The sequence below is a fragment of the Streptomyces deccanensis genome, from assembly GCF_022385335.1.
Classification (GTDB): Bacteria; Actinomycetota; Actinomycetes; order Streptomycetales; family Streptomycetaceae; genus Streptomyces; species Streptomyces deccanensis.
Genome location: NZ_CP092431.1, coordinates 7,352,691 through 7,368,888, shown reverse-complemented (window position 1 = coordinate 7,368,888; position 16,198 = coordinate 7,352,691). Strand labels below are relative to the sequence as shown.

Below are 16,198 nucleotides of genomic sequence, written 5' to 3'. Positions count from 1 at the left end.
CGCGGTTCCCCGCGCCCCTTAAGGGCCTACGGCCCTTTCGGCCCGAAAAGCACGGGGCGCAGCCCCTGCTTTTCAGGGGCGCGGGGAACTGCGCGAGAAGCCCCACCGGGCCCGCAGCCGCCGACGCACCCGCACCCCCGAGTCCATGGGCGCCCCGGTCAACCCTTGACCGCGCCGGTCAGCATGCCCTTCTTGAAGTGCTTCTGGACGAAGGGGGAGAGCACGGCGACGGGCAGGAGGGCCATGACCATGACCGCCATCTGGATGGCGAGCGGCGAGAGTTGACCGGTGTTGATCTGGGCGGAGAGGCCGACCGGCCGTTCCTGTTTCTGAACCAGCTGGATCATGACGTTCTGCAGCGGCATCATGTCCTGGTCGGTCAGGTAGATGGACGCGTTGAACCAGGCGCTCCAGTAACCGACCGCGTAGAAGAGGGCGATGACCGCGAGGACCGCCCTCGACAGCGGCATCACGATCTTCCACAGGATGCGCCAGTCACCGGCGCCGTCGATGCGCGCGCTGTCGATGAGTTCCGGCGAGATGCCCATGAAGAACGAACGCAGAACCAGGATGTTGAAGACGCTCACCGCGCTGGGGAGGATCAGCGCGAGGTAGGTGTCGGTCAGGCCCAGGGCCTGGACCAGGAGGTACGTCGGGATCAGGCCCGCGCCGAAGAACATCGTGGCGAGCAGGGTCATCAGGATCCAGCGGTGGCCGAGGGAGCCGACCCGGGACAGGCCGTAGGCGCACAGCACCGAGACGGTCATGCTGAACAGCGTGCCGACGAGGGTGATGCCGACGCTGACCAGCGCGGCCTTCTGGACCTGGCCGCCGCTGAGGAGTTCCTGGTAGGCGATGAAGGTGACGCCCTTGGGGATGACGACCAGGCCGCCCGCCTCGTCGATGGTCTTCTTCGTCTGGAGGCTGGTGACGATGACGATCCACAGGGGGAAGAGGATCGCGAAGCAGGCGAAGCCCAAGGCGATGCCCTTGCCCGCGAGACCCGCCTTCGCGGGTTCCTCCTCCCAGACGGGGCGGGGCGGAGCGGCCCAGCGATTCGGCTTCCGCGCCGGGGGCCGCCGCCGGTCGGCCGCCTCCGCCGTCTTGTCGAGGAGTGCGCTCATTTCTTGTACACCCCCTGCTCACCCATGAGATGGGCGACCTTGTTGGCGGTCAGGACCAGTGCGAGGCCGACGACGCCCTTGACGAGTCCCGCGGCGGCGGCGTAGCTGAAGTCCTGGTTGCGGATGCCGTTCCACCACACGTAGGTGTCGAGGACTTCCGAGGCGTCGACGCCCACCGCCTGCCGTTGGAGCAGCAGTTGTTCGAAGCCGACGGTCAGGGCGTCGCCGACGCGCAGCACCAGCAGCAGGGCGATCACCGGGCGCAGGGCGGGCAGGGTGATGTGCCACATGCGCCGCCAGCGGCCCGCACCGTCCATCGCGGCGGCCTCGTAGAGGTCGTGGGAGACGGAGGAGAGCGCGGCGAGGAAGACGATGATGCCCCAGCCCGCGTCCTTCCAGATCATCTCGACCGTGACCAGGTACTTGAAGATCTCCGGGTTGGTCATCAGGTCGAAGCCGTCGTAGCCGTGCTGCCGGAGGGTCTGCGCGATGACGCCGGCCCCGCCGAAGATCTGCATGAACACGGTGACGACGAGGACCCAGGAGAAGAAGTGCGGCAAGTACATGATCGCCTGGGCGACCGCCCGGATCCGGGGCCTGACGATGCTGTTGATGAGCAGCGCGAGCAGGATCGGGATGGGGAAGAACAGCACGAGCTGGAGGAAGAACAGCACGAACGTGTTCTGCACCGCGTGCCAGAAGGCCGAGTCCGCGAAGATCCTCTCGAACTGCTCGAGGCCGATCCAGGGGCTCTGGAAGATGGCGACGAAGCCGTTCTCACTGAGATAGGGGTCGTAGTCCTGGAAGGCGACCACATTGCCGAGGATCGGTATGTAGTTGAAGACCACGATCAGCAGGACGGCCGGCAGCGTCATGAGGATCAGCGTGCGGTCACGCCGGAGTCTGAGGCGCAGACTCAGCTTGCCCGCTCGTGCGCCGGCCGCGGGCCGGGGCCCGGTGGCGTCCCCGGGAGCCGCCGGGGTCTCCTCGGGGGTGTCGGCCTCGGCCCTGGACCGGGGCACCGTGCTGTGGGACACGGCCTTCTCCTTGCCCTCGCCCCTGGTCAGTTCGCCGAGCCGGTGTCGTCGAGCAGCTTCTTGTACCAGTCGCGCAGGTCGTCGCCGCCCTTGCTCTTCCAGTCGGCCACTGCCTGCTGCATGTCGCTGATCTTCTTGCGGCCGCGCACGATGTCGTCCTCCAACTGCTCGAAGTTGTCGGCGAGGTTGGCCCAGCGGTTGGGCTCGGTGACGGTCAGACCGAAGAAGGAGGTCTTCTTGGTGAAGGCGCCCATGCGCTGCTGCCACTCGACGATGCCCTTGGTGACCTCGGGGAAGTCGGGGTAGGCGACGTACGGGGCGGGGTTGCCCGTGTAGTCGTAGGCGCCGTTGACCTCGTTGACGCCCTGTGTGGTCTTGACCGGCAGGCCCTTCTTGATGTCGTAGTCCGTGCCCTCGACGCCGTAGGCGGTGAGCATGAACTCCTTGGTGCCGTAGGGCGCGGCGCAGTAGTTGCAGAGGGCGAGGAAGTCCTTGATCTGCTGCTTGGTGGCCTTCTTGCTGATGAAGGTGAAGATGTTGGCCGGCTGGACCGCCCACAGGGTGGGGTCGCCGCCGTCGGGGCCGAAGATGTCGAACGCGGCCATGTCGAAGCCGCTGTTCTGTGTGGCCTGTTCGGAGACGGAGCCCCACCAGCCGGAGATGTTCCCGTTGAAGACCAGGGACTGACCGGAGGTGAAGCGGTTGCGGGCGTCGCCGCCCGCCTTGCCGGAGACCGCGTCCGGGTGAACCACTTTGGCCGCGTAGAGCTTGCGCGTCCACTCCAGCGCCTCGAGGAACTCCTCGGTCTCGACGCGGTTGACGAGCTTGCCGTCGACCATGTTCCACCACAGCGCCTTGTCGCTGCCGGGGAAGACGCCGTAGATGTTGAACGCCGTCCACTTCATGTCGTCGCAGGCCCACACCTTCGACTTGGCGTCGGTGGCCTCCTTCGCCCAGGACAGGAACTCGTCGGGGCTGGTCGGGACGGTGTAGCCCTTCTTCTCGAAGATGTCCCTGCGGTACATGGGCGCGATGTCGGTGACGTACGGGGCGGGGAACGGGACCGCGCGCAGCTGGCCGCCGAAGATGCCGCGCTGCCAGGCCTCGCTGGGGACGGCCGCGAGGTTCGGGTAGTCCTTGACCTTGTCCCCGGACAGGTACGGGCCGAGATCGGCGAACTTGGCGTTGATGGCGCTCGGTATCTTGCCCATCAGGTTCCAGCCGGGTACGACCACGACGTCCGGGATGTCGCTGGAGGCGAGGACCGCGCCGAGCTTCTGGTCGTAGGTGACGCCGTCCTGGTTCTGCCAGGTGACGTCGACGCCGACGGCCTCGTTCATCGCCGTGTAGTACGGGTTGTCGCCCTTGGGCGGGGTGCCCCAGAACGGCGACATCACCTTGAGCTTGCCGCCGCTGCCGAGCTTCTTCGGGACCGAGGTCTTGAGGTCGGCGGTCGCGATCGCCTTGGTGAAGCCGGCGGGCGCGCCGTTCTTCGCCGGGATGTCGGGCGCCACCACGTTCGACGCGACGAACGCGGGGAGGATCTTCTTCGCGTCCTTGCCCGACGTGGCGCCCTCCTTGCGGCCCTCCTGCGAGCCGCCGCAGGCGGACAGCAGCGGCACGCCCCCCGCCACTGCGGCGGTGACGACCGCCGTGGAGGCGAGGAAGCTTCTCCGGCTGGGCGCGGCGGAGGTGGCGGAGTTCGGCGTCATTGCGTCAACCCTTCATGGCGCACACCAGGACACCCGGCGGTGGCCGTCGGCTGCGGTGTCTGAGTGGAACTGGCTGTGCTGAAGCGGGTGAACCCTCGAGCGGCGGAGGGAGGTGAGCACGCGAAGCGTTGCCCTCCACAGTCGAAGCGCTTCGATGTTGCTGCGAGGTTAAGTGAACGACCGGGGGTGCACAAGGGTCGATTCCTAGATTCCTCAACGGTGTGGACGACCGGAACAACGCCCTCCGACCTTCGGTGTCGTGGCCTGTATGACGGTGGGGAAACGGATCTGTTGCGCCTTGGTCTCTTGACACCCACCCCACGGTCGAATGAGCATCGAAGCGCTTCGAAAGCGCCTCGCCGCTCCACCGCAAAGGGATCCCCAACGTGACCGCACAGACGACGCCCACGCCGCCTTTCCGCGATCCGCAGCTGCCGCTCGCGAAGCGCATCGACTATCTGCTCCAGCGGCTCACCCTGGACGAGAGGATCGCGTTCCTGCACCAGTTCGCCCCCGCCGTCGACCGACTCGGGGTGGCTGCCTTCCGCACCGGCCAGGAGGCCCTGCACGGCGTGGCCTGGATGGGCCCCGCGACGGTCTTCCCCCAGGCGGTGGGCCTCGGCGCGACCTGGAACGACGACCTCGTGCGCCGCGTCGGCGAGGCCGTGTCCACCGAGGTCCGCGCGATGCGGGCCCGCGACGACCGCGTCGGCCTCAACGTCTGGTCCCCCACGGTCAATCTGCTGCGCCACCCGCTGTGGGGCCGCAACGAGGAGGGCTACTCCGAGGACCCGAAGCTGACCTCGGCGATCGCCACCGCGTACACCCGCGGCCTGCGCGGCGACCACCCCACGTACTGGCGCACGGCCCCCGTGCTCAAACACTGGCTGGCGCACAACAACGAGACCGACCGCTCCACCACCTCCTCCTCGGTCCGCCCGCGCGTCCTGCACGAGTACGACCTGCGCGCCTTCCGCGAGACCGTCGAGGCGGGCGCCGTCGCCGGCGTCATGCCCGCGTACAACCTGGTCAACGGCCGCCCCAACCACGTCTCGCCCTACCTGGCCGAGCAGTTGCGCCGCTGGACCGAGGAGCCGCTGCTGGTCTGCTCGGACGCGGGCGCGCCGTCGAACCTCGTCGACTCCGAGCACTACTTCGACACCCACGAGGAGGCGACCGCCGCCTCGCTGCGCGCCGGGGTCGACAGCTTCACCGACCACGGCACGGAGAGCTCGACGATGACCGGCCGCATCAAGGGCGCGCTGGACAAGGGCCTGTTGACCGAGGAGGACATCGACGAGGCGGTCCGCCGCCAGCTCTCGGTCCGCTTCCGCCTCGGCGAGTTCGACGCCGACAGCGACCCGTACGCCGGCCTCACGGACTTCGACACCCCGGCCCACCGGGCCCTCGCCCGGGAGGCCGCCGAGCAGGCGGTCGTCCTGCTGAAGAACGAGGGCGACCTGCTGCCGCTCGCGGCCGACACCCGGATCGCCGTCGTCGGGCTGCTCGCCGACGAGTGCAAACTCGACTGGTACAGCGGCACCCTCCTCCACCGCTCCACTCCACTCGAAGGCCTGTACGACCGCTTCGGTGCCGAACGCGTGACGTTCGCGGAGGGCGTGGACCGCGTACGCCTGAGGGCGCTGTCCACCGGCGCGTTCGTCGCCGTGCCCGAGGCCGCCGGCGCCGACGACGAGGTACGGGGCGCGGAGGGCGCGCTCGACCCGGCGCTCCTGGCCGGCCGCACCGACCTGCCACCGCTCACCACGGACGCGGACGGCACCGAACTGGCCCTCGTCGACTGGGGCGGGGGCGTCCTCACCTTCCGCGCCCCCGACGGCCGTTACCTCTCGGTCGCCGAGGACGGGTACCTGCGCGCGTCGGCGGATCAGCCGGGCGGCTGGATCGTCCAGGAGACGTTCAGCCTGGAGCCCTCCGGATCCCACGGGAACGGTCACCTCCTCAAGCACGCAGGGACAGGCCGGTACGTCACTGTCGGCGCCGACGGTGTGAAGGTTGCCGACGAGAACCCGGAAATCTTCGAGATCATGGTGGTCCAGCCCGGTGAGGAGGCCGTCACCAGGGTCGCCGCCGAGGCCGACGTGGTCCTCGTCGTCGCGGGCAACGACCCGCACATCAACGGCCGCGAGACCGAGGACCGCACCGGCCTCGCGCTCCCCGCCCACCAGGAGCGCCTGCTGCGCGCCGCCCGCGCCGCCAACCCGAACACCGCGCTGGTGCTGGTCTCGGCCTATCCGTACGCGGTCGACCCCGCCGACCTGCCCGCCGTCCTGTGGACCGCGCACGGCGGCCAGGCCGCGGGCACCGCCCTGGCCCGCGTCCTCGCCGGCGACGTCTCCCCCGCCGGCCGCCTCCCGCAGACCTGGTACGCCGCCGACGCGGACCTCCCCGACCTCCTCGACTACGACGTGATCGGCGGCCGTCAGACGTACCTCTACTTCGAGGGCACCCCGCTCTTCCCGTTCGGCCACGGCCTGTCGTACTCGGAGTTCGCGTACGGAAACCTGGTCGCCCGCACGGGTGATGGCGCCCTGACGGTCTCCTTCACCGTCACCAACACGGGGGCGGTGACCGCCGACGAGGTCGCCCAGCTGTACGTCCGCGCCGTGGACCCGTCGGTCCCGCGCCCCCGCCGCGAGCTGGTCGGCCACCGCCGGGTCACTCTCGCCCCCGGCGCCTCGACGGAGCTGACCTTCCGACTCCCGCTGTCCGTCCTGGAGTTCTGGGACGTGGCCCACGGCACCTGGCACCTGGAGCCCGGCGCGTACGAACTCCTCGCCGGCGCGTCGAGCGAGGACATCCGCCTCCGTACGACCGTCGCCGTCGAGGGCGAGCCCGTGGCTCCGCGACCGGTCGTCACGCACGGCCTGGACGCGGCGGACTTCGACGAACAGCGCGGCACGGAGATCGTCGACCGCGCCAAGGTGTCGGGCGACGCCGTGACCCCGACGGGCGGCGGCTCCGGTGAACTGATCTTCCGCAACTGCGACTTCGGCGCGGGGATCACGTCCGTCGAGGTGGAGGTGTCCGGGTCGGGCACCGTCGAGTTCTTCCTGGTCGGCGGCCCGGTCCTCGCGACACTGACGCCGGAACGCCCCACCGGCGACCCGTACGCCTACACCACGCCGCGCACCGACGTGTCGGCCGCCGGCGTGCACGACGTCCACCTGAGGCTGCGCGGCCCACTGCGGCTGGCGCACGTCGGCTTCTCCGGTTGAGGGTCCGGAAGCAGGCCGACGCACAGAAGGGGCCCGGCACCGGAAGGCATCGGTGCCGGGCCCCTTCATCCCGGGATCTGCCCCCAGGCTATCTGAAAACGGTTATCAGAAGCTAGGGGTGGGACGGGAAGGTCTCAATGAGGCGTCAGAGCTGGATCCCCGTCAGGACCATGACCCGCTCGTAGGTGTAGTCGTCCATCGCGAACCTCACGCCCTCGCGCCCCACTCCGGACTGCTTCACGCCGCCGTACGGCATCTGGTCGGCGCGGTAGGAGGGCACGTCGCCGATGATCACGCCGCCGACCTCCAGCGCGCGGTGGGCGCGGAAGGCGGTCTGCAGGTCATGGGTGAAAACGCCCGCCTGGAGGCCGTACTTGGAGTCGTTGACGGCGGCGAAGGCCTCGGCCTCCCCGTCCACCTTCCGTACGGTGAGAACGGGCCCGAAGACCTCCTCGCAGGAGAGGGTCACGTCGGCGGGTACGTCGGCCAGGACGGTCGGCGCGTACGTGGCGCCGTCCCGCTTGCCGCCGGTGAGGAGGGAGGCCCCGGCGTCGACCGCCTCCCGGACCCACGTCTCGACCCTCTTGGCGGCGTTCTCGTCGACCAGCGGCCCGACGTCGGTGGCGCCGTCGGACGGGTCACCGGTCACCTGGGCCTCGACCGCGGCGACGATGCGCGGCAGCAGCCGGTCGTACACGGACGCGTCCACGATCACCCGCTGCACGGAGATGCAGGACTGGCCGCCCTGGTAGTTCGAGAAGGTCGCGATGCGGGTGGCGGCCCAGTCGAGGTCCGCGTCGGAGGCGTAGTCGGCGAGGACGACGGCCGCGCCGTTGCCGCCGAGCTCCAGCGTGCAGTGCTTGCGCGGCACCGAGTCCATGATCGCGTAGCCGACCTTCTCGGAGCCGGTGAACGAGATCACGGGGAGCCGCTCGTCCTGGACGAGGGCGGGCATGCGGTCGTTGGCGACGGGGAGGATGCTCCAGGAGCCGGCCGGAAGGACAGTCCCGGCTCCCGCGCCGGCCGTACCGGCCGCGCCCGCCGCGTGGGCCTCTGCCTCGGCGAGCAGTTCTCCGATGATCAGACCCGAGAGAGGGGTGGCCGGGGCGGGCTTCAGGATGATCGGCACACCGGCGGCGATCGCGGGGGCGATCTTGTGCGCGCAGAGGTTCAGCGGGAAGTTGAAGGGCGCGATGCCGAGGACGGCGCCCTTGGGGAAGCGGCGCGTGAGGGCCAGTCGCCCCTGACCGCCGAGGTCGGTGTCGAGCCGCTGCGCCTCGCCGCCGTTGAACCGCCGGGCCTCCTCGGCCGCGAACCGGAACACCGAGACGGCCCGGCCGACCTCGCCGCGCGCCCACTTGATCGGCTTGCCGTTCTCGGCGGAGATCAGTTGCGCGATCTCCTCGGTCCGCTCGACCAGACGCCTGCTGACCCGGTCCAGGACCGCGGCCCGCACGTGCGCCGGCGTCGCCGCGAGCTCGTCCCGCACGGCGTACGCGGCAGCCACGGCCTCCTCGACCTGCTCGTCCGTCGGCACGCTCACCCTGCCGACCGACCGGCCGTCCCAGGGCGACGTCACATCGAACGTGCTCTCACCGGTGGCCTGACGGCCCGCGAGCCAGAAGGCGTGAGTGGCGGTCATAGTCGTTCCCGGCCCTTCGCATAAATGACACATCGACGTCCGCTCCACGGTAGGGCCGCGACGACGAGGGGTCGCTTGTCCGGCACGTATGAGTACGGCCGGGGGCTGCGCCAGATTGGACGAGTTCGGGACCGGGGCCCAGCCGGCATCGACCCGTGGGCTCAATCGGCGCGTGGGCTCAGGCGAGGGCCGCCACCAGCAGGGTGAAGGCGGCGACGATGACGGCCACGCGGGCGTAGTGGAAGCGGTCCCAGCGGTTCATCTGCGCTTTCCAGTCCTCGGGGCGGTTCTCGGGCGTCCAGGTCCTGCCCCGGTTGTTGATCGGGACGAGCAGCAGCAGCGACATGATCACGCTGACGATCAGCAGCCCGCCCGCGGTGACCACCAGGCCCGTGCCGTCGCCCTGCCGTCCGGCCACGGCCCAGACCCCGACGAGGACGAGCGAGGTGATGTACCAGACGGGCATCACCGCACCCAGCATCCGCCCCCCGTGGGCACGGCCGAGCACCACGCTGTCGTCGGGGAGCGCGTTGAGGATCGGGTTGATGACGAAGGCGACCGAGAACTCCACCCCCACCATCAGTCCGATGACGACGGTGGTGACCACCTCAAGTGCGTCGAGCATGACGGACCCTCCAGGAATCTAGCGGCGCTAGCTGATGTGGCAACGCTAGTACTGCTGCCGCTCGATTGTCTAGCGGTGCTAGGATCGCGTCATGTCGGTACAGGAACGCAAGGAGCGCGAGCGGGCGGGCCGCGAGCGCCTCATCGTGGCCACGGCCCGTGAACTCGCCGAGCAGCAGGGCTGGGACGCGGTCACCACCCGCCGGCTCGCCGAGCGCATCGAATACAGCCAGCCCGTCCTCTACAGCCACTTCCGCGGCAAGCGCGAGATCATCGGGGCCGTCGCCCTGGAAGGGGCCGCCGAGATGGCCACGGCGCTGCGGGCCGCGACCTCAGCCGTAGCCTCCGACGCGCCCTCCACCGCGGACGGCCCCCGCACCCGCGTCACCGCCCTGGCCCGCGCGTACCTCGACTTCGCCGAGCGCAACCCGGCGGTCTACGACGCCATGTTCCGGCTCGACGGCGGCCTGGCGTTCGCCCACGAGGACACCCCCGAGCCGCTGAAGGACGCCTTCGCCGCCCTGCTGGAGAACCTGGACGAGGTCGCCGGGGACGGCGTCCACCCGGGACTGTTCACCGAGGTGTTCTGGGCGGCCCTGCACGGGCTGGCCACCCTCACCCGCGCACGACGTCTCCCCCCGGAGGACACCGAACGCAGAGTGGCCCTCCTGGTGGAGCGACTCCCCGTGCTCTGACCCGACACTTCAGCGCCCAGCACCCAGCACCCAGCACCCAGCACCCAGCAGGCACACGGCCGCACCTCTCGGACGGGCGCGGTCTACTCCCCCGCCGCGGCCGTCGCCTTCAGGGCCAGCCACAGCTCCATCCGCACGTCCGGATCGTCCAGCGAGCGGCCGAGGATCTCCTCCACCCGGCGCATCCGGTAGCGCAGCGTGTGCCGGTGCACCCCCAGGTCCGCGGCGGCCGCGTCCCACTGTCCGTGGCGCGACAACCACGCCCGCAGCGAGGCGACCAGATCCCCCCGCCCCGTCGCGTCGTGCTCCCGCAGCGGACGGAGCAGGCTGTCGGCGAAGGCCCGCACGGCGTCGTCCCCGAGCAGCGGCAGCACGGACCCCGCCGCCAGTTCCTCGTGCTCGACCAGGCAACGCCCCCGGCGCCGAGCGACGGACAGCGCCTGCTCGGCCTGCTTGTACGCCGCGGCGGCCGCTATCGGCCCCGCCGGCGCGGACAGCCCGACGACGAGCTCCTCCTCCTCGACCGAGCCCACGGCGGAGGCGGACGCGGAAGCGGACCCGCCGGCGGACACCGGGTCCCGCCCCGCCGCCCGAGCCGTCTCCAACGCCGCCGCGAACTCCCCGCACGCGGCGACCGCCGCACCCCCGTCCACGGCGAGCACGACGAGGCGCTCCCCGTCGGGCACCACGAGCACCGCCTCCCCGGCGCGCGCCGCGGCCGCCTCCACCACCTCGACGAGCTGTCCGAGCAGTTCCCCACCCGAGTCACCACCGGCGGCCGCGCCCGCGGCGGCCCGTACGACATCGGCGGCCACGCCCGCAGCCGCACCCCCCGCCCCGGAGGCACGGGCCCCTTCCCTGCCCCCGCCGACGACTGCGGCGCGAGCCCCTTCCCCGGCCACCCCCTCCACGGACACCGCCGTACTCACCGCCCCCACCGCCCCCTCCATCCGCGCCCGCGCGGCCGAAGCCGAGGCCGCCTCCGCGAGGATCAGCCGGAACGGGGCGTCCAGGAGGTCCCCGTACAGATCCCCGGCGACGGCACGCGCGTGGTCGCACTCCCCGGCCAGCAGCATGCGCAGCACCGCCGCGCCGATCCGCTGCTCGGCGGCGTGCAACGAGCCCGACCGTTCCGTCGTGAGGGTGAGGAGGGCGATCGCGGAGTGGACGGCGTACCGCTCGGCCGTACCGAGAGCCGCCGCCGTGCCGACGGCGAGCGCCGCGCGGGCCCGGCGGCCGGTGCCGAGGGAGTGCAGTTCGACGCGGTCCTCGCCGCCGACGACCGCGCTGGCCGGAGCGGGCCGGTCGCGCAGCCGTTCGGCATCGGCGACGAGCCGCCCGGCCCGCCGCTCCGCCCACTCGGGCGCCACCGCGACGACCGCGCCGGAGGCGTCGTACAGGGCCGCCCACCCGTCGACCTGCCCCGCGAGCGCGCCCAGCAGCCCTTCGGGCCCGGCGGTCAACGCCTGCCTGGTGAGTTCCCGCTGCGCCGCGAAGCCCGCCGTCACCGCCCGGTACTGCTCGGCGGAGATCGCGGCCGACACCGCCTTGCTGATGGCGAGGAAGGGCGTGCGCCGGGGCACTTCCAACAGGGGCAGCCCCTCCCCCTCGGCCGCGTCGACGAGCGCCTCGGGGATGTCCTCGTAGTGCACCCCGACGGCGAACCCGAGCCCGACGACCCCGGCCCCCACCAGCCTCCGTACATAGCGCCGCATCGCCTCCGGATCCTCCGCGTCCAGCTTCAACGCGGTGATCAGCAGCAGCTCCCCGCCCTCCATGTACGGCACGGGGTCCGCGAGCTCGCTGGCGTGCGCCCAGCGCACCGGCACGTCGAGGCGGTCCTCGCCCGCCCGCACGGTCAGCTTGAGCGCGGAGTGGTGGACGAGCGAGGCGAGCGTCGGGGGCATGGGACCTTCAGGTCGACGACGGGGGTGGGGGAGTGGGGCGGGGCCAGGGACAGGCAGACGCCTCTTGGCCGCCGCGTATGAACGGCCTGTCCCGATTCTGCCTCACCGTACGATCACAAGTCCCACGCACCGCACACCGAATGGCTCAAATCGAACGCCGCCCCGACGCCCTCAAGACGCCCTCCGACGCGCCCCGCTCAGCCCCGCAGGTCCACCAGCAACGGCGGCGCGTGCTCGCCCCGCACGTTCGTCAGCGACAGCACCGCGTGCCCCGGCGGCACCCCGTGCGCCAGTTCGGACGCGGACCACCGCTCCCGCTCCACCTGCCGTACGGTCACGGCCCGCGCGGTGGGGGCGTGGCCGGTCATGACCCGGCGCAGCGCGTGCCAGGCCTTGCCCGCCGGGGAGTCGGCGATGATCTGCCGGTCGGTGACGTCCCGGGCCTCGGTCCACTCCTTGCCCCACACCTCGGCGAAGTCCTGCCCGTCCCACGGGGTGAGCCCGGACAGTGCCATCCGGCAGCCGGTCGCGCCGAGCAGCGGACCGCGCAACGGCCCGGGCACGTCGTCGAGGGTGCGCAGGGTGAGGACCGCCCCCGCGTTGGTGGACCGCAGCCGCTGGATGCCGCGCACGGCCTCCGGTGTGACGGCCCCCGTGGCGTCGTCCAGCACGAGGCAGGCGAACAGCGACTTGTCCTCCCGTACCGCGACGCTCGCGGTGAACTGCGCGAGCACCAGCCGCGCCAGGATGCGCGAGGCGTCGGCGTGACCGCGCTCGGGGAGGTCGATCCGGACCCGTACGGGGTGGTCGAGGGCCCGCAGGGAGAAGGGCCGGGACTGGCCGGAGGTGTCGAAGAATGCGGCGAAGGCGGGCCGGTCGAGCAGGGCGACCCGGTCCGCCAGGACGCTCCCGAGGTCCCCGGGGTGCCCGAGCTGGCGTTCGCGCGCGTCCAGCTCCCGCAGCAGCGACTCCTGCCCGGCGTCCTGGAGGGCCGCGCGCAGCTCGGCCAGCGGGCCGGGGGCGCCGTCCAGCAGCTGCCGCAGCTGCGGCACCGACGGGAAGCGTCCGTGCACCGCACGGAACGGGCCGAGCAGCTGGGCGAGGACCGTGGTGGAGCGCCGGCTGTCGCCGCCGGGGTGCGGGTCGGCGAGATCGCCGACGAGCGCCTCGGCGAGCACGGCCGCCGCCTCGTCGGGATCGGTGGTCCCGCCGTAGAGGTCGAGGTCGTACACGGACTCCGGGTTGCCGATCCGCACGACGACGTCGTACGCGTCGGCCGGCCCCAGCCCCGCGCCCGCCGCCCCCACGACCACCACCGCGGCCCGCCCGGCGAGCGCGTGCAGACACAGCGACTCGGCGACGGGCCAGACGACACTGCCCGTCTTGCCCGACCCGGCGGGCCCGACGGCCAGCAGCGACGTGCCGAGCAGCTCGGGGCCCAGGGCCAGGCCCGTGCCGCGGTAGGCGTACGGGTTGCGCGGGTCGTCGACGGTGCCGCCCAGGCGGACCTGCCCGGTGACCAGGTCGTGCTTGGCCAGCCGGGCGGGCAGGTCCCGCTCTCCGGAGGGGTGCAGGCACGCGGCCGCCCCGTCCTTCAGCACGGCGCCGGTGAACGTCGCCAGACTGTGCCGGCCGCTGCGTACGCCCTGCCACGCACGCATGATCCGCGCGTGGTCCACGTCCCGCATCAGCCCGGCCCCCGCCTCGGCCACCAGCCGCTCCGCGGCTTCCCCGGCCCCGGCCTCCCGAAGCTGATTCCACTGGGCGGGGTCGTCCTGCGGCGGCGGTACGACCTGCCGTTCCCTCGGCTGCCGGAAGCGCGGGGCGCCGTACCGGCGCCAGACCTCGCCCCAGCGGCCGAGGCGGCCCACACCGATCATGATCGCGACGGCGACGACCGCGTACCAGACGTAGCTGAGGACCACGGCGGAGTAGGAGTGGGCCGGCGCCCAGGAGTCCGGGATCATCGCGTAGAGCGGCACCAGCCACCAGCCGCCGAGGTAGCCGTTCCAGAGCAGGGACCAGATCAGCCAGCCGACGAGGAAGGCGATCAGGGCGCCGCCGAGCAACTGCCGGGCGGGGACGGTCTCCGGCTCCTCCGCAGGCCGCGGCCGGTGCCCGAAGCGCCACACTCCGGGCGCCGCGTCGGGCCGGGGCGTCCGCAGCCAGGACAGAAAGGCGTTCCCGTCCGGCCTGGGCGGAACCCCCGGCGCACCTGGCGCGCCCGGAGCCCCCGCGGGCATCGGCGGCACGGGAGGCACCGTCGGCATCTCCGGCGACCCCGCCGGACGCGGCACAGGATTCGCATGTGTGCCCCGCGCGTCCCGCGTCCCGTCGCTGTTCATCGCGCTTGCCCCCTGACCAGCCGTTCCGTCCACCATCAGCGAGCCAATCTAACGCTCCCGCATGGGGAGTTCACCGTTTACGCGGCCGGGTGGACCCGTGTGCTCACCGTATTACGCGGCCGGGCGCACACCCGTGCCACCGTTCCTCCATGTCCAACCCGGACAAGACGAACACCAGACAACGCCCACATGGAGCATGCCCAGCCACTGGCCCCCGCCCTAGCCTGCGAGAAAGGAAGCCACGTCGTCCGCACCACCCCAGGAGCCCCACATGAGCGCACTTCCCCAGGAGCGCCGCGTAGTCACCGCCATCCCCGGACCGAAGTCCCAGGAACTGCAGGCTCGTCGTGTCGCCGCCGTCGCGGCGGGCGTGGGGTCGGTGCTGCCCGTGTTCACCGCGCGCGCGGGCGGCGGCATCATCGAGGACGTCGACGGCAACCGGCTGATCGACTTCGGCTCGGGCATCGCCGTCACCAGCGTCGGCGCGAGCGCGGAGGCCGTGGTCCGCCGCGCGACCGCCCAGCTCCAGGACTTCACGCACACCTGTTTCATGGTCACCCCGTACGAGGGGTACGTCGCGGTCGCCGAGGCCCTCGCCGAGCTCACCCCGGGCGACCACGCCAAGAAGTCCGCGCTGTTCAACAGCGGCGCCGAGGCCGTCGAGAACGCGGTGAAGATCGCCCGGTCGTACACCAAGCGCCAGGCCGTGGTCGTGTTCGACCACGGCTACCACGGCCGCACCAACCTCACCATGGCGCTGACGGCGAAGAACATGCCGTACAAGCACGGCTTCGGCCCGTTCGCGCCCGAGGTGTACCGCGTGCCCGTGGCGTACGGCTACCGCTGGCCGACCGGTCCCGAGAACGCGGGCCCGGAGGCCGCCGCGCAGGCGATCGACCAGATCGCCAAGCAGGTCGGCGCCGAGAACGTGGCCGCGATCATCATCGAGCCGGTGCTCGGCGAGGGCGGCTTCATCGAGCCGGCCAAGGGCTTCCTGCCCGCGATCCGCGAGTTCGCCTCCGCCAACGGCATCGTCTTCGTCGCCGACGAGATCCAGTCCGGCTTCTGCCGCACCGGCCAGTGGTTCGCGTGCGAGGACGAGGGCATCGTCCCGGACCTGATCACCACCGCCAAGGGCATCGCCGGCGGTCTCCCCCTCGCCGCCGTCACCGGCCGCGCGGAGATCATGGACGCCGCGCACGCGGGCGGCCTGGGCGGCACCTACGGCGGCAACCCCGTCGCCTGCGCGGGCGCCCTCGGCTCGATCGAGACGATGAAGGAGCTCGACCTCAACACCCGGGCGAAGAGCATCGAGGCGACGATGAAGGCGCGCCTCACCGCCATGGCCGAGAAGTTCGACGTCATCGGTGACATCCGCGGCCGGGGCGCCATGATCGCCATCGAGCTGGTCAAGGACCGTACGACCAAGGAGCCGAACCCGGAGGCGACCGCCGCGCTGGCCAAGGCCTGCCACCAGGAGGGGCTGCTGGTCCTGACCTGTGGCACCTACGGCAACGTCCTGCGTTTCCTGCCGCCGCTCGTGATCGGCGACGACCTCCTGGGCGAGGGTCTCGACATCATCGAGCAGGCGTTCACCCGTATCTGACACACGTCCGGGACCGCCGGACGTGTGTGCGAGCACCCTGTCACGCAGGGCGCTCGCATACGGAACCCCCCACCCGTCCCCGGCGTCCCACGCTTCCTAGGAGGCGCGGCGGAACCGGAATCCCATCCCGGATTCCGGTCCCTGTGGACAAGCGTCAGAGCGCGTGAAGAAGGTGTGCAAGGTGCATGTCGGGTCGCGATTCCGCCTGTCGTCGCGGCGCTCCCTGCCGTAGGTTCTGACGCAGATGAGAGATACACCCCGCCCACA

10 protein-coding genes are annotated in these 16,198 nt (G+C 71.5%); 3 read left to right on the top strand and 7 right to left on the bottom strand.

Features of this window, described 5'->3' with window-relative positions; translation table 11 throughout:
- Positions 1 to 158: 158 nt before the first annotated feature.
- Genes L3078_RS32795 through L3078_RS32785 form a run of 3 tightly spaced genes read right to left on the bottom strand, consistent with a single transcriptional unit; the run spans position 159 to position 3,873 of the window.
- Positions 159 to 1,124 (bottom strand): carbohydrate ABC transporter permease, encoded by a 966-nt coding sequence (locus L3078_RS32795; RefSeq protein ID WP_239757538.1) that lies wholly within the window; start codon positions 1,122 to 1,124, stop codon positions 159 to 161.
- Positions 1,121 to 2,161 (bottom strand): ABC transporter permease, encoded by a 1,041-nt coding sequence (locus tag L3078_RS32790; protein ID WP_239757537.1) that lies wholly within the window; start codon positions 2,159 to 2,161, stop codon positions 1,121 to 1,123. Before L3078_RS32790 ends, L3078_RS32795 begins: the two co-directional genes overlap by 4 nt.
- 26 nt (positions 2,162 to 2,187) lie before the next feature.
- A complete protein-coding gene (locus L3078_RS32785; protein WP_239757536.1) occupies positions 2,188 to 3,873 on the bottom strand; it encodes an extracellular solute-binding protein in 1,686 nt (561 codons plus the stop codon).
- 386 nt (positions 3,874 to 4,259) lie between these two features.
- Between L3078_RS32785 and L3078_RS32780 the strand changes: the two genes are divergently transcribed.
- Complete coding sequence (locus tag L3078_RS32780) at positions 4,260 to 7,112, top strand: glycoside hydrolase family 3 C-terminal domain-containing protein (protein WP_239757535.1); 2,853 nt, start codon at positions 4,260 to 4,262, stop codon at positions 7,110 to 7,112.
- A 145-nt stretch (positions 7,113 to 7,257) separates the two neighbouring features.
- Here L3078_RS32780 and L3078_RS32775 read toward each other — a convergent pair whose 3' ends face one another.
- Positions 7,258 to 8,754: an aldehyde dehydrogenase family protein gene (locus tag L3078_RS32775; protein ID WP_239757534.1), complete on the bottom strand. Its 1,497-nt coding sequence runs from the start codon at positions 8,752 to 8,754 to the stop codon at positions 7,258 to 7,260.
- Between the two features lie 178 nt (positions 8,755 to 8,932).
- Positions 8,933 to 9,379, bottom strand: a complete 447-nt coding sequence (locus L3078_RS32770; RefSeq protein WP_239757533.1) for an anthrone oxygenase family protein — start codon at positions 9,377 to 9,379, stop codon at positions 8,933 to 8,935.
- A gap of 91 nt (positions 9,380 to 9,470) precedes the next feature.
- Between L3078_RS32770 and L3078_RS32765 the strand changes: the two genes are divergently transcribed.
- Positions 9,471 to 10,073 (top strand): TetR/AcrR family transcriptional regulator, encoded by a 603-nt coding sequence (locus L3078_RS32765; protein WP_239757532.1) that lies wholly within the window; start codon positions 9,471 to 9,473, stop codon positions 10,071 to 10,073.
- 83 nt (positions 10,074 to 10,156) lie between these two features.
- On the opposite strand, the gene L3078_RS32760 is transcribed toward L3078_RS32765, so the two are convergent.
- Together L3078_RS32760 and L3078_RS32755 are read right to left on the bottom strand one after the other, a co-directional pair.
- On the bottom strand, positions 10,157 to 11,980 hold the full coding sequence (locus tag L3078_RS32760) for a PucR family transcriptional regulator (protein WP_239757531.1): 1,824 nt from the start codon (positions 11,978 to 11,980) through the stop codon (positions 10,157 to 10,159).
- Positions 11,981 to 12,177: 197 nt separating this feature from the next.
- Positions 12,178 to 14,325: an ATP-binding protein gene (locus tag L3078_RS32755; protein ID WP_239757530.1), complete on the bottom strand. Its 2,148-nt coding sequence runs from the start codon at positions 14,323 to 14,325 to the stop codon at positions 12,178 to 12,180.
- A 271-nt stretch (positions 14,326 to 14,596) separates the two neighbouring features.
- Between L3078_RS32755 and gabT the strand changes: the two genes are divergently transcribed.
- Entirely contained in the window at positions 14,597 to 15,931 is a 1,335-nt protein-coding gene (gene gabT / locus L3078_RS32750) for a 4-aminobutyrate--2-oxoglutarate transaminase (RefSeq protein WP_239757529.1), read from the top strand.
- Positions 15,932 to 16,198 lie beyond the last annotated feature (267 nt).